The organism is Aeromonas sp. sia0103 (assembly GCF_963895295.1).
Classification (GTDB): domain Bacteria; phylum Pseudomonadota; class Gammaproteobacteria; order Enterobacterales; family Aeromonadaceae; genus Aeromonas; species Aeromonas encheleia.
This window is the reverse complement of record NZ_CAWQKG010000062.1, coordinates 60602-78415: the sequence shown is the minus strand read 5'-3', so window position 1 is coordinate 78415 and position 17814 is coordinate 60602. Positions and strand designations below refer to the sequence as shown.

15 protein-coding genes and 1 tRNA gene are annotated in these 17814 nt (G+C 61.7%); 9 read left to right on the top strand and 7 right to left on the bottom strand.

Going from position 1 to position 17814, the window contains the following annotated elements; translation table 11 throughout:
• Nucleotides 1-305 precede the first annotated feature (305 nt).
• From arcA to AACW18_RS20270, 4 genes are all read left to right on the top strand, one after another.
• Nucleotides 306-1526, top strand: a complete 1221-nt coding sequence (arcA, locus tag AACW18_RS20285) for an arginine deiminase (RefSeq protein ID WP_218389677.1) — start codon at nt 306-308, stop codon at nt 1524-1526.
• Nucleotides 1527-1588: 62 nt separating this feature from the next.
• Nucleotides 1589-2515, top strand: a complete 927-nt coding sequence (gene arcC, locus AACW18_RS20280) for a carbamate kinase (RefSeq protein WP_218389676.1) — start codon at nt 1589-1591, stop codon at nt 2513-2515.
• 82 nt (nt 2516-2597) lie between these two features.
• On the top strand, nt 2598-3602 hold the full coding sequence (gene argF / locus AACW18_RS20275) for an ornithine carbamoyltransferase (protein ID WP_042042599.1): 1005 nt from the start codon (nt 2598-2600) through the stop codon (nt 3600-3602).
• Nucleotides 3603-3719: 117 nt separating this feature from the next.
• A complete protein-coding gene (locus AACW18_RS20270) occupies nt 3720-5126 on the top strand; it encodes a YfcC family protein (protein ID WP_042654371.1) in 1407 nt (468 codons plus the stop codon).
• Between the two features lie 208 nt (nt 5127-5334).
• Here AACW18_RS20270 and AACW18_RS20265 read toward each other — a convergent pair whose 3' ends face one another.
• The 4 genes from AACW18_RS20265 to AACW18_RS20250 form a co-directional block, all read right to left on the bottom strand.
• Nucleotides 5335-5826 carry an arginine repressor gene (locus AACW18_RS20265; protein WP_042042602.1) on the bottom strand — a complete coding sequence of 164 codons (492 nt, stop codon included), beginning with the start codon at nt 5824-5826 and terminating at the stop codon, nt 5335-5337.
• Between the two features lie 200 nt (nt 5827-6026).
• Complete coding sequence (gene pyrI / locus AACW18_RS20260) at nt 6027-6491, bottom strand: aspartate carbamoyltransferase regulatory subunit (RefSeq protein WP_005318436.1); 465 nt, start codon at nt 6489-6491, stop codon at nt 6027-6029.
• A 17-nt stretch (nt 6492-6508) separates the two neighbouring features.
• Nucleotides 6509-7429 (bottom strand): aspartate carbamoyltransferase, encoded by a 921-nt coding sequence (gene pyrB / locus AACW18_RS20255; RefSeq protein WP_042654472.1) that lies wholly within the window; start codon nt 7427-7429, stop codon nt 6509-6511.
• A gap of 274 nt (nt 7430-7703) precedes the next feature.
• Nucleotides 7704-8246 (bottom strand): hypothetical protein, encoded by a 543-nt coding sequence (locus AACW18_RS20250; RefSeq protein ID WP_218389675.1) that lies wholly within the window; start codon nt 8244-8246, stop codon nt 7704-7706.
• 202 nt (nt 8247-8448) lie between these two features.
• Here AACW18_RS20250 and AACW18_RS20245 point away from each other — a divergent pair.
• Both AACW18_RS20245 and AACW18_RS20240 read left to right on the top strand, forming a co-directional pair.
• Nucleotides 8449-8525, top strand: a tRNA-Trp gene (locus tag AACW18_RS20245).
• 311 nt (nt 8526-8836) lie between these two features.
• Nucleotides 8837-10207 carry a phosphatidylserine decarboxylase family protein gene (locus AACW18_RS20240; RefSeq protein ID WP_218389674.1) on the top strand — a complete coding sequence of 457 codons (1371 nt, stop codon included), beginning with the start codon at nt 8837-8839 and terminating at the stop codon, nt 10205-10207.
• A 55-nt stretch (nt 10208-10262) separates the two neighbouring features.
• On the opposite strand, the gene AACW18_RS20235 is transcribed toward AACW18_RS20240, so the two are convergent.
• Complete coding sequence (locus tag AACW18_RS20235; RefSeq protein WP_218389673.1) at nt 10263-10781, bottom strand: class IV adenylate cyclase; 519 nt, start codon at nt 10779-10781, stop codon at nt 10263-10265.
• Between the two features lie 309 nt (nt 10782-11090).
• On the opposite strand from AACW18_RS20235, the gene AACW18_RS20230 reads away from it, so the two are divergent.
• Complete coding sequence (locus tag AACW18_RS20230) at nt 11091-12980, top strand: methyl-accepting chemotaxis protein (RefSeq protein ID WP_218389672.1); 1890 nt, start codon at nt 11091-11093, stop codon at nt 12978-12980.
• A 57-nt stretch (nt 12981-13037) separates the two neighbouring features.
• Here the strand turns inward: AACW18_RS20230 and AACW18_RS20225 are convergent, their stop codons facing one another.
• Nucleotides 13038-13550 carry a lipocalin family protein gene (locus tag AACW18_RS20225; RefSeq protein WP_218389671.1) on the bottom strand — a complete coding sequence of 171 codons (513 nt, stop codon included), beginning with the start codon at nt 13548-13550 and terminating at the stop codon, nt 13038-13040.
• Nucleotides 13551-13566: 16 nt separating this feature from the next.
• Nucleotides 13567-14469: an AraC family transcriptional regulator gene (locus AACW18_RS20220; RefSeq protein WP_218389670.1), complete on the bottom strand. Its 903-nt coding sequence runs from the start codon at nt 14467-14469 to the stop codon at nt 13567-13569.
• Nucleotides 14470-14610: 141 nt separating this feature from the next.
• Between AACW18_RS20220 and yqhD the strand changes: the two genes are divergently transcribed.
• Together yqhD and AACW18_RS20210 are read left to right on the top strand one after the other, a co-directional pair.
• Entirely contained in the window at nt 14611-15774 is a 1164-nt protein-coding gene (gene yqhD / locus AACW18_RS20215; protein WP_218389669.1) for an alcohol dehydrogenase, read from the top strand.
• A 506-nt stretch (nt 15775-16280) separates the two neighbouring features.
• A complete protein-coding gene (locus AACW18_RS20210; protein WP_042654362.1) occupies nt 16281-17807 on the top strand; it encodes a Re/Si-specific NAD(P)(+) transhydrogenase subunit alpha in 1527 nt (508 codons plus the stop codon).
• Nucleotides 17808-17814: the final 7 nt, after the last annotated feature.

The window sequence follows — 17814 nt, the reverse complement described above, 5'->3', positions numbered from 1 at the left end:
ATTGGTCATTTTTTGAAATAAAACCATGGGTTTTTGATTATTAATGCGTCTATAGGAAATGGCTAAATGTCATTTATGTAAGCCCTATCAAAAATTAAGTCATGAATTTATTCAGTTGAAGTTGAATGTGATCAATGTCTGGTTTTAGCGTCATCTGCAGGTCTAACCTCGGTCTCGAAAGGCAAGGGCAGGATAGAACACAAGCTGAGTACCCTACATAAAGAATATCCCGCCTTAGCCACGAGCATGAATAGAAGGAATCTATTCAATCACTCGCAGGGACCACTGCTAGACGGAATATAATCATGAGCAAATTTTATGTAGGTTCTGAAGTTGGCCAATTGCGCCGTGTCATGTTGCACCGCCCCAACCTCAGCCTGAAGCGTCTGACGCCTTCCAACTGCCAGGACCTGCTGTTCGATGACGTCTTGTCGGTTGAACGCGCCGGTCAGGAGCATGACAAATTCGCTCAAGTGCTGCGCGATCAGAATGTCGAAGTCTTCCTGCTGACCAACCTGCTGGCCGAAACCCTGGATGTGCCGGAAGCCAAAGCCTGGCTGCTGCAACATCAGGTCTCCGATTATCGCCTCGGCTCTTCTCTTGCCAATGACGTGCGCTGTTTCCTGGCGGATATGCCGCACCGCGAGCTGGCCCGCATCCTCTCCGGCGGTCTGACCTACTCCGAGATGCCCTACAGTGGCGTCAACATGGTAGTCGGCATGCACGCCCCGACCGACTTCATCATAGAGCCGCTGCCCAACCACCTCTTTACCCGTGACACCTCCTGCTGGGTCTACGGTGGCGTCTCCATCAACCCCATGGCCAAGGCCGCCCGTCGCCGTGAGACCAACCATGTGAAGGCCATCTACCGCTGGCACCCGCAGTTTGCCGGTCAGGACTTCATCAAGTACTTCGGTGACGAGGATCGTGACTACGACAACTCCACCATCGAAGGCGGTGACGTGCTGGTCATCGGCCGCGGCGCCGTGCTCATCGGCATGTCCGAGCGCACCACCCCCCAAGGGGTCGAACACCTGGCGCGCAGCCTGTTCAAACACGGCCAGGCCAAGCAGGTCATCGCCATGCAACTGCCGAAACATCGCAGCTGCATGCACCTCGACACCGTCATGACCCACATGGACATAGACACCTTCTCCGTCTATCCGGAAGTCATCCGCAAGGATGTGAACTGCTGGAGCCTGACCCCGGGCGGTGCCAGTGGCATGAACATCAAGGAAGAGGGTTACTTCGTGACCGCCATCGAGAAGGCGCTGGGCGTGGATCAGCTCAAGCTCATCACCACAGGTGGCGACAGCTTCGAAGCCGAGCGCGAGCAGTGGAACGATGCCAACAACGTGCTGACCGTGCGTCCTGGCGTGGTCGTGGGTTACGAGCGCAACACCTACACCAACGAGAAATACGACAAGGCCGGCATCACTGTGCTGTCCATCCCGGGTGAAGAGCTGGGACGTGGCCGCGGCGGCGCCCGCTGCATGAGCTGCCCGATGGAACGTGACGGCATCTAACAAGACGGCGTGGCGCCGGCAGAGGCTGGCGCCACACAGACCCCGAATCGAGATCAACCACTATGAAAAAACCAACTGTCGTCGTCGCCCTGGGGGGCAATGCCCTGCTCCGTCGCGGTGAGCCCCTTGAAGCTGATATCCAGCGCAAGAACATCGCCACCGCCGCCAAGACCATCGCCCAGATCGCTCAGGAATACAACGTAGTGCTGGTGCACGGCAACGGCCCGCAGGTCGGCCTGCTGGCCCTGCAAAACAGTGCCTATACCAAGGTGTCCCCCTATCCGCTGGATGTGCTGGGCGCCGAGACCCAGGGCATGATCGGCTACATGCTGATCCAGGAGCTGAAGAACCTGATGCCGAGCAGCAACGTCACCGCGCTGCTGACCCAGGTGCAGGTCGACCCCAAGGATCCTGCCTTCGCCAATCCGACCAAGTTTATCGGTCCCGTCTATGAAGAGGCCGAAGCCCGCGCCCTGGCCGAAGAGAAGCAGTGGAGCGTCAAGGCCGACGGCAAGTTCTTCCGCCGCGTGGTGCCGTCCCCGCTGCCCCAGCGCATCGTCGAAGGCGATGCCATCGAGACCCTGATTGCCCAGGGGCACCTCATCATCTGTACCGGTGGTGGTGGCATTCCGGTGACCTGGGATGGCCAGCGTCTGACCGGCATCGAAGCCGTCATCGACAAAGACATGTCTGCCGCCTACCTGGCCAAGCAGATCAAGGCCGACGCCCTGCTGATCCTGACCGACGCCGATGCCGTCTACCTGGATTGGGGCAAGCCGACCCAGCACCCGCTGCGGGTCACCAGCCCGGCCGAGCTGGCTGGCGTCCAGTTCGATGCAGGCTCCATGGGGCCGAAGATCGAGGCGTCCTGTGAATTTGTCAAAGCGACCGGCGGCATGGTCGGGATCGGTTCCCTGGAAGATGGTCTGGCCATTCTCAGGGGCGAGGCGGGCACCAATATCGTCGCCACCCATACCGTGAATGCCTGAGTAACCGAACAACTTTGTACTGTGTATGCGTAGTCAATAACACTGCCCAAATTGGTCTGAACAAATATAGAGAGAACTCATCATGGCTTTTAATCTGCGTAACCGTAACTTCCTGAAACTGCTGGACTTCACCCCGCGCGAAATCCAATACATGATCGACCTGGCCATCGACCTGAAGAAGGCCAAATACGGTGGCTATGAGCGCAAGCATCTGGGCGGCAAGAACATTGCCCTGATCTTCGAGAAGACCTCCACCCGCACCCGTTGTGCCTTCGAAGTCGCGGCCTTCGACCAGGGCGCCCAGGTCTCCTACCTCGGCCCAAGCGGTTCCCAGATTGGCCACAAGGAGTCCATGAAGGACACCGCCCGTGTGCTGGGCCGCATGTATGACGGCATCGAATACCGTGGCTATGGCCAGGAGATAGTAGAAGAGCTGGGCGCCTATGCCGGTGTGCCGGTCTGGAACGGCCTGACCAACGAATTCCACCCGACCCAGATCCTGGCCGACTTCATGACCATGCTGGAGCACGGCAAGGGCAAGCGCCTGGACCAGATCAAGTTCGCCTACCTGGGTGACGCCCGCAACAACATGGGTAACTCCCTGATGGTCGGTGCCGCCAAGATGGGCATGGACATCCGCCTGGTTGCGCCGAAAGCCTTCTGGCCGGAAGAAGAGCTGGTCGCCCAGTGCCGCCTGATCGCCGAAGAGACCGGCGCCCGCATCACCCTGACCGAAGATGTGAAAGAGGGTGTGCTGGGTACCGACTTCCTCTACACCGACGTCTGGGTCTCCATGGGTGAAGCGAAAGAAGCCTGGGATCAGCGGGTGAAGCTGATGACCCCCTATCAGGTCAACATGGACGTCATCAACGCCACCAAGAACCCGGATGTGAAGTTCATGCATTGCCTGCCGGCGTTCCACAACGATGAGACCACCATGGGCAAGGAAGTGGCCGATAAATATGGCATGAAGGGTCTGGAAGTGACCGAGGACGTGTTCGAATCCGAGCACAGCATAGTATTCGACGAGGCCGAAAACCGGATGCACACCATCAAGGCAGTGATGGTTGCTACGCTGGGCGACTAAGGTCGCAGTAGTGGTGCCGGGGGGCAACCCCCGGCTTTTCGACCATGTGACGGCGGCATAATACCTCGAACCCTACGACCCGCAGCTTGCATGGATACCGCAGAAGGAAGCTGGACCATGACTAAATTCAAGTTCCCATCAGCCTACACGATATTGTTTGTGCTGATCGCCCTGGTGGCCGCCCTGAGCTGGGTAGTGCCGGCCGGCAAATACGACATGATAATGAACGACGCCCTCGGCAAGGAAGTGCCGGTGGCGGGGACCTACAAGCTGGTGGATGGCAATCCCCAGGGGATAGTCGACGTGCTGCTGGCACCCATCGATGGTCTCTACAACCACGACACCTATGAGGCAGGCGCCATCGACGTCTCCCTCTTCATCCTGATCATCGGTGGCTTCCTTGGCATAGTGACCAAGACCGGCGCCATCGATGCCGGTATCGAACGTGTCACCGATCGGCTGCGTGGTCGCGAGGAGTGGATGATCCCGATCCTGATGGCGCTGTTCGCCGCAGGGGGCACCATCTATGGCATGGCCGAAGAGTCGCTGCCGTTCTACACCCTGCTGGTGCCGGTGATGATGGCCGCCCGCTTCGACCCTGTGGTCGCCGCCGCGACCGTGCTGCTCGGCGCCGGTATCGGTACCCTGGGCTCCACCATCAACCCGTTCGCCACCGTGATCGCCGCCAACGCCGCCGGCATCTCCTTCACCGACGGTATCTGGCTGCGGGTCGCCATGCTGGTGGCCGGCTGGCTGCTGTGTGTGGCCTATGTGATGCGTTACGCCAAGATGGTGCGCAACGACCCCAGCAAATCTCTGGTGGCTGACAAGTGGGAAGAGAACCGTGCCCATTTCCTCGGCAACAAGAGCGATGAGATGCTGGAGTTCACCCTGACCCGCAAGATAGTGCTCGGCATCTTCGTCGCCGCCTTCGCCGTGATGATCTACGGTGTGGCCGTGCTCGGCTGGTGGATGGCGCAGATCTCCGGCGTCTTCCTGGCCGCGGCCATCATAGTCGGCGTCATCTCCCGCATGAGCGAGGAGGAGCTGACCACCAACTTCATCGACGGTGCCCGTGACCTGCTCGGCGTGGCCCTGATCATCGGTATCGCCCGCGGTATCGTGGTGGTGATGGACAACGGCATGATCACCCACACCATCTTGCACAGCGCAGAAGGGATAGTGACCGGCCTCTCCACAGTGGTGTTCATCAACGTGATGTTCGTGCTGGAAGTGGTGCTCTCCTTCCTGGTGCCGTCCTCCTCCGGCCTGGCCGTGCTGACCATGCCGATCATGGCGCCCCTTGCCGACTTCGCCAACGTGGGTCGCGAGCTGGTGGTCACCGCCTACCAGTCTGCCTCCGGCCTGGTGAACCTGGTGACCCCGACCTCCGCCGTGGTCATGGGTGGCCTGGCCATCGCCAAGGTACCCTATGTCCGCTGGTTGAAGTGGGTCGCCCCGCTGCTGGGTATCCTGACCCTGCTGATCGTGGTCTGCCTGAGTCTGGGAGCCATGCTCTCCTGAGTGAAGTAGCACGAGAAGACGAGTCGAATGAAACGGGAGCCTGTGGGCTCCCGTTTTTTATGATGAGGGCTATCAGCGCGTGGCCGCCGCGCTTGGTGGTCGGGGCGGCACTCGCCCTGAGGCAGAGGTGAAACAGAGTGAGGCAAGCAAGAGAGGCAGTAAAAAGGCGACCCCGGGGTCGCCTTCTGTATTCGGGGGAGGTAAGTCGTCAGCGCGCCTGCGCCAGGGTGCGCACCACGGCGGCGTGGGCCAGGCGGGTGCGGCTGATATGGCGGGGGGCGACCAGCACCACGTCGTTGCCGGCCACGGCGCCCAGGATCTCGGGATCGGCGTTGCGATCCAGCAGGCGGGCCACCACGGTCGCGGCACCAGGGGTGGTGTGCACCAGCACCATCTGCTGGTTATGGACCACTCCGCGCACCATGTCGTGGATGGAGCGGGTGCTGCCGGCGGGCTCCAGCTGGTCATCCACTAGCGTGTAGACCTTCTTGCCGTTGGCGTTCTGGGCCTTGGCCACGCCGAGGCGGCGCAGCAGGCGGGAGATGGTGGATTGGCTGATGTCGGCGAAGCCCCGTTCGGCCAGCTCACGGCGGATCTCTTCCTGGGTGCTGTAGCAGTGTTGGCCGATGATCTGGCGACAGGCATCCAGCTGGGCCAGGTCCGATTCTTGTTCAACGGGACGACTGGGGGTCTTGACCACGATGGCTTCCTTTGACTATGACCAATGGCTATCGAACGAAACCTGCCATCAGTGCTTTTAATAGCAAAAAACTCTGACTGTAAGGTGAGAGGCAGGGAATGAACGATGTCTAGCCGTTGCGGGATGGCAAATTATAACCAAAAGGGGAATGAGTGATGTGACAGGGGTCAAAAATGGGCCCCAGAGGGCCCAGCTGAATATCAATAACGTTCGCTGACGATGTCCTGGGTGAAGGACTTCTCGCAGTATTTGCACTTCATGCGTACCACTCCCTTCACCTCGCGCACCCGGAAGTAGCTGTCCACCGGCTCGTTGTGGGAGATGCAGTTGGAGTTGGGGCAGTGGAACACGCCCGTGATGAACTCCGGCAGCTCCAGCTGGTGCTTCTTCACCACGGCGAAGTCTTCGATGATGTTGACGGTCGCCTTGGGGGCGAACAGCGCCAGCTGGTTGGCCTGCTCTGCGGTCAAGCGGGTGTTCTCGATCTTGATCAGATCCTTCTTGCCGAGCGCGCCGGATTTCAGGTTGAAACCGACGGTGATGCGCTCCTGGGTCTCGATCAGCTGGAACAGCTTGAGGATCTTGATGCCCTGGCCGGCGGGGACGTGGTCGATGACGGAGCCGTGACGGATGGCTTCGACTTGCAGTTGGTTCTTCTCGGACATGATGTGTTCCCCTCGGCTCAGACAGTTTCGTTCAGTACCAGTGCCAGCAGTGCCTGGCGCGCGTAGACCCCGTTTTCTGCCTGCTGGAAGTAGTAGGCATGGGGGGTCTTGTCGACCGCCACCTCGATCTCGTCGACGCGGGGCAGGGGATGCAGGATCTTCATGCTGGGCTTGGCCCCTTCCAGGGTCGCCAGCTCCAGCACGAACTTGGCGGCCATGTGCTTGTACTCGGTCTCGTCGAAGCGCTCTTTCTGGACCCGGGTCATGTAGAGGATGTCGAGCTCCGGCATCACCTCTTCCATGGTCTCGTGCACGCTGAACTGGATGCCCTTCTCTTCCAGCTCTTCGCACAGGTAGTCCGGCATCGCCAGCGCCTCCGGGGAGATGAAGAAGAAGCGGCAGTTGAACAGGCTCAGGGCCTGGGCCAGGGAGTGGACGGTGCGGCCGTACTTGAGGTCACCGACGAAGGCGACGTTGAGGCCGTCCAGCTTGCCCTGGGTCTCGTGGATGGAGAAGAGATCGAGCAGGGTCTGGGTCGGATGCTGGTTGGAGCCATCGCCGCCGTTGATGACCGGCACGCGGGAGAACTCGGAGGCGAGGCGGGCGGCGCCCTCCTTCGGGTGGCGCATCACCACGGCATCGGAGTAGGAGCCGATGATCTTGATGGAGTCGGCCAGGGTCTCACCCTTCTTGGCGCTGGTGTTGCCGCCGTCGGCGAAGCCGATGATGTTGCCGCCAAGGCGCTGGACCGCGGTCTCGAACGAGAGGCGGGTGCGGGTGGAGGCTTCGAAGAAACAGCTGGCGACCAGCTTGTCTTTCAACAGGCGGGTGTCGGGTTCGGCCTTCAACCGCTGGGCGGTTGCGACCACCAGTTCCATGTCGGACCGGGTCAGATCCGAGATGGAGATGACGTGTTTGTTATAGAGTGGATTGGCCATCGTCTGCATTCCCTTTGACATCAATGAAGGTTTTTCGGGCACAAAAAAAAGCCCCTGAAACAGGGGCTCTTTTTAAAAACAATTGGGGATCTGTGGGTCGGGAACCGGAAACAACGGGGCCGCTCTGGTGCGCTCCACCCGTCTGCAAGGCTGTTTTCTTGTTCAAAAACTGCATCGTCATGTCCCGACCTTTTTCAAAACCGGACAGATTATAGAGTCGCTTTTCGAATTGTCAAAAATTTATTTCAAAGGCAAGATTTGCCCGTAAAAACGTTTAAGTGTCGTGAACGGGTCGGCAAACCCACAGCTGGTGCCGATCCGACAGCGCCAAGCCATCTTCGGCCATGCTGCGCAGATAACCTAGCCTGTGGTGCCCTTCCAGCAGGCAATAGGGTTGTGGCAGTGGCCGCCCGTCCGGGTAGCAGTCGTCCGCGGCGGGGGCGAGCACTATGATGGGCTCGGACCAGGTGCCCCGGCTCAGCATGTCCTCGCCGAGCCAGGAGCGGCGCACGTAGCGATTGTGGCGCAACATCTCGCCCCAGCGCTCGATCACCTCCATGTGGCGGGAGCCGATGTGGGTCACGACCTGCTCCGTGCTCCAGGATTCACACTCGAAGCGGTGGCGGGCGAGATCGATAAAGCTCCAGTTGGACTCAAAACCGCGCCAATGGCGGTAAATCCACTGGGTCAGTACGTTCTGGGGAATGAAAGGCACCAGCGGGGCGACCCGGTCGAGATAATCGGGCAGAGACTCGGTTTTGCGCTCATCCCTGAAGTTGAGTGGCGCAAGTTGTTGAAGTAGGCGGTAATTGAGCATGAGCATCCTCCTCTTGCCAACATCCACCCTACCCCCATTCGGGCGGCTTTCCTACCCAGGCAAGGCTGTAAATACAGCGAGTTACCCAGCCAGAACGGGCAAATTGGCGCGAGTTGCTCGTCATTTGTTCGATCGCATCGAAACTGAGAAAAAAAGCCTTTACCTTTGATCCCGGCTTTGTATAATTCGCCTCGTTTGTTGCAGGGGCGTAGTTCCAATTGGTAGAACAGCGGTCTCCAAAACCGATGGTTGCGGGTTCGAGTCCTGCCGCCCCTGCCATTTTTAGAGAGGCCAGCTCATTGAGCTGGCCTTTCGCATTTCTGCCTTTCCGGTTTTCTGCGGCGACCCCGCTCCGCTTCTCCTCCTGACGCCTTGGCTTCCCCTGCCTTTCAAGGGCTTGGCCCAGTTGCCCTTCGCTAGTCGCTATTGCCGCTTTCTGCCCTGTCGTTTCTGGCCGTCGTGCCGCTCTCGTCCCTGTGCTACACCACATGAGCTGTGCCACGCGCTGCCTAGGGCGCGCGTGGCGGTTCGTCAGTATGGATGCTCAAGCCGTGGATTCTGGGCGTGGAGACAATGCGAGGAGATGAGTCATGAACAAGGCCGTTGAAACCCGATTGAACAAGTCCCGCCCCGGTGGCTGGGTGCCACAGGATCAGGCCCACATCACACGCTGGATCAAACGGCTCCAGCTGTATGTGGCGCAGCAACCGCGGCCGCTGGTGGCCCCCATCGCCCAGCTGCAGGATCTGGTCAGGTCGGATCCCCTGCTGCACGCCCAGGCCGACGCTATGTTCAGGGAGGCCTGGCGTCACGAGCACCTGACGCCGCTCGGACAGATCGAGCTGAAGAGCTTCGACGACTTCCTGATCCTGCTCAACGGCATCATGACCACGGCGCCCGAGGCCTATCAGGATATCCCGAGCCAGTCCCCCTCCGGGCTCATCGGCTTCCCCATCAACGCCCTGCTCGACTGGCCCATGGCGACCCGCTCCGGCTACCTGTTCTTTGCCAACGCCCTGATCAATCAACAATTCAAGAAGATCCTCGCCTACTGGGCGCAGTTTCTGCAAAGCCCGGCCTCGCGCTACGTGCTGACCGAGCCGGTCAGCCGGCTGGACAGGGAGACCCTGATAGTGCCCTGGCTCGGCAAGCTGGCCCAGGGCGAGATGATGCAGGTGGCCCGCTCCGCCCTGGGGGAGGGTGCCAACCCGACCCCGGACAGCTTCGATGCCATCTTCCAGTGCGATCCGGCGGCCGAATACCATGGCTTCGGCTGCTGGGATGAGTTCTTCACCCGCACCTTCCGCCCCGGCGTGCGGCCGGTGTCGGCGCCGGAGGACGACAATGTCATCGTCAGCGCCTGCGAGTCGGCCCCGCTGCAGGTGAAGAGCGGGGTGAGCCGCAGCGATCGCTTCTGGCTCAAGGGTCAGCCCTATTCCCTCGACAACATGCTCGACTTCGACGACACGGCGCCGCTGTTCGACGGCGGCACCGTCTATCAGGCCTTCCTCAGCGCCTTGAGCTACCACCGCTGGCACAGCCCGGTGAGCGGCACCATCCGCAAGGTGCGGGTGGTCAACGGCACCTACTACCTGGAAAACCAGCACGAGGGCTTCCTCGACGCCGACGGCGCCGATCCCAGTGCTCCCAACAACTCACAGCCCTTCCTCACCTCGGTGGCGACCCGGGCGCTGATCTTCATCGAGGCAGACAACCCCAAGATCGGCCTGATGTGCGTGGTGCCGGTGGGGATGGCCGAGGTGTCGAGCTGTGACATCACGGTGAAGGCGGGGGACAGGGTGAAGAAGGGGGATCAGCTCGGCATGTTCCACTTCGGCGGCTCGACCCACTGCCTGGTGTTTCGCAAGGGGGTGGAGCTGACGTTCGACTTCCATGGCCAGAGCCCGAGTCTGGAGGCCACCAACCTGCGGCTCAACACCGCCATCGCACGGGTGAAGTGAGGATCCTTCATATGGAAACAGGCCGCCTGCGGGCGGCCTGTTTGTTACCCTGCGATCAGGCCAGCGTCTTGGCCAGCAGGTCCAGATAGGCGCCTTCGATCAACTGGGACGGCTCCACACCGAGGCGCGCCATGATGTCATGGGCCTCCTGTATCCCCGCCTCGAGCGGTTCCTCATCCTCCAGCACCACCTCCAGCTCGAGAAAGTGGCCTAGCCCCTCCACCCGATCGAGATGGATCCGGGTCCTGCCGACCAGAAACAGGGTGCGCGTCTTCTGCACCCGGCCGATCTGGCCACAGGCCAGGCTGAGGGTCTCTCGCAGGCTGTCCGGCTCGCTCGTCGGAGTGACCTGATAGAAGCTCTCCTTGGGGCCTTGCCGATCGGCTCGGCGGTAGAAGATGAGCTGGCCGGCGGAGGGCGACAGGGTACGCAGCTTGAGTCGGCCTGACTCGCAGCGAAAGAAGGTATCATCCTGCGCTATCTCGACGGGACCCTGATCGGCGATGGCGGCCGCCTTGGGGAGGAGGGCGTCGATCCGTGCGATCCTGGCCTTGATCTCGATATTTCTGGGCATGGTATGAGGGTCTCCTTGGGAACTATGGGTGTGCCAACCTATCACAGATAGCGCTTGCCGGCGCAGGTGCCAGCAGGCTGCACCCCAAAACCGCCATAGCGCGGGTGGGCTAGCCTTAGCGCCCGTGCGACCCTGGGCGATCTGCTTCATTGCGCTCCCTTCTCCTCTGGGCCTGGCGGTGCTAGCCGCTTGTTGACCTATCAAAAATTAAGCAATGGCCGTTCATGGTCGGGGACTTCTGGTCGATATAGTCCACACGAGGTGTGCAGGCTTTATTTGACGCCACTTATATCGCTATGAGGACATTCCATGAACCTTTCCCTTCGCGGCAAATTGCTCGCAACCAGCCTGGGCGTGGTGTTGATCACCGTCTGTCTGCTCGGCATGACCGCCTTCTACACCCTGAAGAGCCAGACCCTGAGTGCCATCGACAGCGAGGCACGCAACTATGCCAGCGCCTACGCAGAGGGGATCGGCAAGTGGATGCAGGACAGGCGCGAGAGCCTGACCGCCCAGGTCGAGGTGATCGCCAACCACCCGGCGTCCGAGCTGGTGCCCCATCTGCAGCAGACCCTGCGCTCCGGCGGCTTCGGGCTGGCCTATTACGGCTCGGCGGAGGGGGTCATGACCCGCAACGATCCCTCCCTCAACAAGGGCAACTATGACCCGCGCGAGCGCCCCTGGTACCAGGATGCCGCCAAGGCGGGCCGACTCATCATCACCGAGCCCTACGTCAGCGTGACCATGCAGCAGCTGGTGGTGACTCTGGCCGAGCCGGTGCTGCAGCAAGGGCGCCTGGTGGGGGTGGTGGGAGCCAATCTGGCGCTGGATCAGCTCATTCAGGACGTGCTGGCGATGCGGGTGCAGGGGGATGGCTACGCCATGCTGCTGGACAAGAGCGGCCTCATCGTCGCCCACCCGAACAAGGAGCTGGCGCTCAAGAAGAGCCAGGATCTGGCCCCCGAGCTGGATGCCGGCCGACTGGTGAGCATGAGCCAGCAGGGTGGCCTGCAGGCGGTGCAGATCGGCGGGCGCGACAGCCAGATGCTGGTGCTGCCCATCCCCAACACCGACTGGCTGCTGGCCATGGTGATGCACGAGGATGTGCTGATGGCGCCGTTGCAGCGCTTGCTCGGCGAGCTGGCACTCATCAGCGCTGGCCTGATCCTGGTGTTCGGCCTGGTGCTGACCAGCACCTTCAAATACCTGTTCCAGGATCTCGGCCGGGTGGCTGGTGCGCTGCACGACATCGCCCACGGCGAGGGGGATCTCACCGTTCACATCGACACCCGCAGCAAGGATGAGGTGGGCCAGCTGGCCCAGAGCTTCAACCAGTTCGTGGCCCGGCTGCACGGCATCGTCAGCCGCTTGCGAGATGTAACCGGCGAGCTGGCGGCCCAGTCCCGGGTCCAGGCGCAGGGTGCTGAGGCTCGCAGCCAGCGGGTGCGCCAGCAGCAGGACGAGATCGTCATGGTGGCGACCGCGGTGACCGAAATGGCCTCCGCCACTCAGGAGATCGCCGGCAACGCCGAATTCGCCGCCACCACCTCGGGGGAGGCGGTCAAGCTGGCCGTCGCCGGTCAGTCCCAGGTCGGTCAGAGCCAGCGCAGCATCACGGGTCTCGCGGACGAGGTGGCCGATGCCAGCCAGACCATCCATGAGCTGGATGCCCATGCCCAGAAGATCAGCGGCATCCTGGCCACCATCAGCGGCATCGCCGAGCAGACCAACCTGCTGGCGCTGAACGCCGCCATCGAGGCGGCCCGTGCCGGCGAGCAGGGGCGCGGCTTCGCGGTGGTGGCGGACGAGGTGCGGGTGCTGTCCAGGCGCACCCACGACTCCACCGACGAGATCCAGCAGATGATCGAGACCCTGCAGCAGACCACCAGGCGCGCCGTCACCGGCATGGAGACCAGCCGTCAGCTGGCGGGCACCAGCGTGGAGGATGCGGAGGCCGCCAACCAGAGCCTGGCCCGGATCAACGAGGCCATCGGCTCCATCAGCGACATGGCGACCCAGATAGCGGCGGCGGCGGAGGAGCAGACCTCGGTCACCGGCGAGATCAGCCGCAACACCGAGAACATCCGCCACGTCTCCCAGGAGCTGGCCGAGCAGGCGCAGGGGGAGGCGACCCAGGCGGTGGAGCTCAAGGCGCTGACCGAGCGGTTGGAGCAGGAGATAGGCCGCTTCCGGCTCTGATCCTGTCGCCAGAAAAAAGGGCAGCCCGCGGGTTGCCCTTTTGCATTCCCGTGAGTCTCAGGGGCTCTGTTTGACCCAGATGAGCCGGTCGGTGGCAAAGCCCAGTCCCTTGGCCTTGGCGATCAGTGCATCCACCTTGGCTTTGGGCGGGTTGGGGGAGCGGGAGAGGATCCACAGATAGTCGTGGTTGTAGCTGGTCACCAGGGAGAGCTGGTAGTCGGGGTCCAGATCGATGACGTTGTAGCCGCCGTAGAAGGGGCCGAAGAAGCTCACCTTGAGCCGCGCCTCGTCCGGGTTGCCCACGAAGTAGGCCTTGCCCTCGGCCTCGCGCCAGCGGCCATCACTCTGGAGGCCTCTGTTTAGTACCTTGACGCCACCGTCGTCACGCAGGCTGTAAGTGGCGCTTACCCGCTCCAGCCCCCGCTCGAAGCTGTGGTCGAGGCGTGCTATCTCGTACCAGGTGCCGAGGTAGCGGTCGAGCTGGAAGCCGGTGATGGGACGGATGCCGTCGGCGAGGCCGGTACAGGCCGTCAGCAGCCAAACGGTGAGCAGACAAAGCAGTGAACGCATGGGGGATCCCTCTCTTTTAGCCTTCGATGATGCGCAGCTGGCCGTCCCGGAAGCGGGAGGCCTGATCCGTTGGCGTGCTGCCGAAGAAGCGCTTGTACTCCCGGCTGAACTGGGAGTTGCTCTCGTAGCCGACCCTGGCCGCCGCCGCCCCCGCCTTGATGCCGTCGTGCAGCATCATCATGCGCGCCTTGTGCAGGCGAAACGACTTGATGTATTGCAGCGGTGAGGTGGAGGTGACCGCCTTGAAGTGGTGATGGAAGGCGGAGACGCTCATGTTCACCTCCCGCGCCAGCTCCTCCATGGTCAGGGTGTCGGCGTAGCGCTGCTCGATGAGGCGCAGCACGCGGGCTATCTGACCCATGTGGTTGTGGCGGTTGGCGAGCGCCTGCAGCGCCGGCCCGCCCGCCTCATGGAGGGCGTAGAACAGCATCTCCCGCACCGTCTGCGGCCCCAGCACCCTGGCGTGCTGGGGCTTGTCCATCAGCTCGATCAGCCGCTCGGCGGCGCAGAACATCTGCTCGGAGAGCGGTACCGCCAGCACGCCGCTCTGCTGGGGCGGCGGGGCGGGCAGGCTGTCCCCCAGCTCCAGCAGCAGCTCCTGCAGGGTGGCGACGTTGATCTCGATGGAGAAGCCGATGAGCGGCTGCTCGGGGGAGGCGAAGCACTCGCACTCGCACGGCAGCGACAGTGTCATCAGCAGGTAGTGGTTGGGATCGTAGCGAAACACCTGATCCGCCAGATAGCCCACCTTGTGCCCCTGCAGTATCACTATCATCCGCGGCTGGTAGAGCACCGGGGTGCGGCCGTGATACTCGGTGGTGTAGATGAGGTTCACCTGCTCCACCGGGGAGGGGGTGATGCCGGGCGTAGCGACATGGCGGGTCAGCCTGGCGGCGAGTTCGGCGTAGCGATTGGGCATGCTGGCTCCGGTAAAATATGGTGTTTTGTAGAAATAGGCAAACAATATGCAGAATGTTGCCTTGATGGTAGGGGTTGCCTGTAGAAAAATGCAATCAACATTTTGCGGCCCCGCCGCCTTGTCAGCATGAAGGTAATGTCGATGCACAATTTCACCCTGCACACCCCGACCAAGGTCCTGTTCGGCAAGGGCCAGGTCGCCCAGCTGCGCGAGCAGCTCCCCACCGATGCCCGCATCCTGATCACCTATGGTGGTGGCAGCGTGGTGCGCAGCGGCCTGCTGGCGCAGATCCGCGGCGAGCTGGCCGGCATGTCCCTGTTCGAGTTCGGCGGCATCGAGCCCAACCCCACCTATGAGACCCTGATGGGGGCCGTGACCCTGGCTCGCGCTGAGAAGATCGACTTCCTGCTGGCGGTCGGTGGTGGCTCGGTGCTGGACGGCACCAAGTTTATCGCCGCCGCCGCCCACTACGATCCGGCCAGGGATCCCTGGCACATCCTCGAGACCGTCGGTGGCGAGGTGGCCTCCGCCATCCCGCTTGGCGCCGTGCTGACCCTGCCGGCCACCGGCTCCGAGATGAACATGGGCGCCGTCATCACCCGCAAGAGCAGCGGCGATAAGCAGCACTTCTTCTCGCCGTTCGTGATGCCGCGCTTCGCCGTGCTGGATCCGGTGCTGACCTATACCCTGCCCGCTCGTCAGGTGGCGAACGGCGTGGTGGATGCCTTCATCCACACCCTGGAGCAGTACCTCACCTACCCGGTCAACGCCAAGGTGCAGGATCGCTTCGCCGAGGGGTTGCTGCTGACCCTGGTCGAGGAGGGCCCCAAGGCGCTGGTGGAGCCGGAGAATTACGACGTGCGCGCCAACATCATGTGGAGTGCCACCATGGCGCTCAACGGCCTGATCGGGGCCGGCGTGCCCCAGGACTGGGCGACCCACATGCTGGGCCACGAGCTGACCGCCCTGCACGGCCTCGACCATGCCCAGACCCTGGCGGTGGTGCTGCCGGCCCTGCTGCAGGCCAAGCGTGAGCAGAAACACGCCAAGCTGCTGCAATACGCCGAGCGGGTGTGGGACCTGCGCAGCGGCAGCGAGGACGATCGCATCGACGGCGCCATCGCCGCCACCCGCGATTTCTTCGAGCGGATGGGGCTCAAGACCCGGCTGCGGGACTATGGCATGGCCGACGCCGGCATCGACACCCTGCTGGCCAAGCTGGCGGAGCACGGCATGACCGCCCTCGGCGAGCACGGCGACATCGATCTGGTGCAGAGTCAGCATATTTATGAGGCGGCCTGGTAAGCGGCCGGCGCCGTATCCGGTCGACAGCAGTACCGAATCGAGGGGGCCCGAACCTGCCGCATGGCAGGGGAGCGGCCCCCTGGTCGTTACAAAAAGGTTACTTTTTTCCTTTTCGGCTCGCGAGGTGAGCCAGGAATAGATTTCGTAAGAACAAAAAACGCTAAGATAGAGGGCCGGCAAAACATTTTTTTTGACTGGTTGGATCACTTTTTCCAGCGTATTTTGCTGGTATAAGTCGCTAATTTGGTTTGTTTTTTTAAATACCCTCTCGGGATGGGCTGAATTCTGTACCGGCGCCGCCCGGGCTGCGGTTGTAATAAAACTCCAAAATTTGATACTAATCACCTTCGCGCCTGAAAAGTGGGGGCCTGACCATGACAGGAGGTTGAGGTGAAGCCTGCTGATTTTCATAACAAAGGGCCCGTGACCTGTACTTTGGTCATGCCTTGTCGGCTCAGACATGAGAGACTGGGCAATGATTGTTTATTAACCATCAGGGAATAGTCATGCAGATTGGAATACCGAGAGAGAGTCTCGCCGGTGAGACCCGGGTCGCAGCGACCCCGGCCACCGTTGAGCAGCTGAAAAAGCTCGGCTTCGAGGTCGCCATCGAGGCCGGTGCTGGCTCGTTGGCCAGCTTCGATGATGCCGCCTTCGAGGCTGCCGGTGCCAGCGTGGTGCCGAGCGTCTGGCAAGCCGACCTTATTTTCAAGGTCAATGCGCCGACCGATGCCGAGATCACACAGATTAAAGATGGCGCCACCCTGGTGAGCTTCATCTGGCCTGCCCAGAACCCTGAGTTGGTCAAGAAGCTGTCCGAGCGCAACATCAATGTGATGGCGATGGACATGGTGCCGCGGATCTCCCGTGCCCAGTCCCTCGATGCCCTCTCCTCCATGGCCAACATCGGTGGCTATCGCGCCGTGGTCGAAGCCGCCCACCAGTTCGGTCGCTTCTTCACCGGTCAGATCACCGCCGCCGGCAAGGTTCCCCCTGCCAAGGTATTGGTGATCGGTGCCGGTGTGGCCGGTCTGGCCGCCATCGGGACCGCCGGTTCCCTCGGCGCCATAGTGCGTGCCTTCGATACCCGTCTGGAAGTGGCCGAGCAGATCGAGTCCATGGGGGGTGAATTCCTCAAGCTGGACTTCGGCAATGAAGATGGCGCCTCCAGCGATGGTTATGCCAAGGTCATGTCCGATGAGTTCATCAAGGCCGAGATGGAGCTGTTTGCCCAGCAGGCCAAGGAAGTGGACATCATCATCACCACCGCCCTGATCCCGGGCCGTCCCGCTCCCAAGCTGATCACCAAGGAGATGGTCGACAGCATGAAGCCGGGTTCGGTGATCGTGGATCTGGCGGCGGCGACCGGCGGCAACTGTGAATACACCAAGCCGACCGAGCTGTTCGTGACCCCCAACGGCGTCAAGGTGATCGGTTACACCGACCTGCCTGGCCGCCTGCCCGCCCAATCCTCCCAGCTCTACGGTACCAACCTGGTCAACCTGATGAAGCTGATGTGCAAGGAGAAGGACGGCAACGTCGCCATCGACTTCGAAGACGTGGTCCAGCGCAACATGACGGTGATCCAGGCCGGTGAAGTGACCTTCCCGCCGCCCGCCATCGCCGTCTCCGCCGCCCCGCAGAAGCCAGCCGCCAAGGTTGCGCCCAAGCAGGCCGAAGAGAAGAAGCCCTCCAACAAGAAGTTCGTGTTCGGTGCCCTCGGCATCGCCGCCTTCGGTTGGGTGGCTGCGGTAGCACCCGCCGAGTTCCTGTCCCACTTCACCGTCTTCATCCTGTCCTGCGTGGTCGGTTACTACGTGGTGTGGAACGTTTCTCACTCCCTGCACACGCCGCTGATGTCGGTCACCAATGCCATCTCCGGCATTATCGTGGTCGGTGCCCTGCTGCAGATTGGGCAAGGGTCGACCCTGGTCACCGTATTGGCTTTTATCGCCGTGCTGATTGCCAGTATCAACATCTTCGGTGGCTTCACCGTCACTCAGCGCATGCTGAAGATGTTCCGTAAGGATTAAGGGGGTT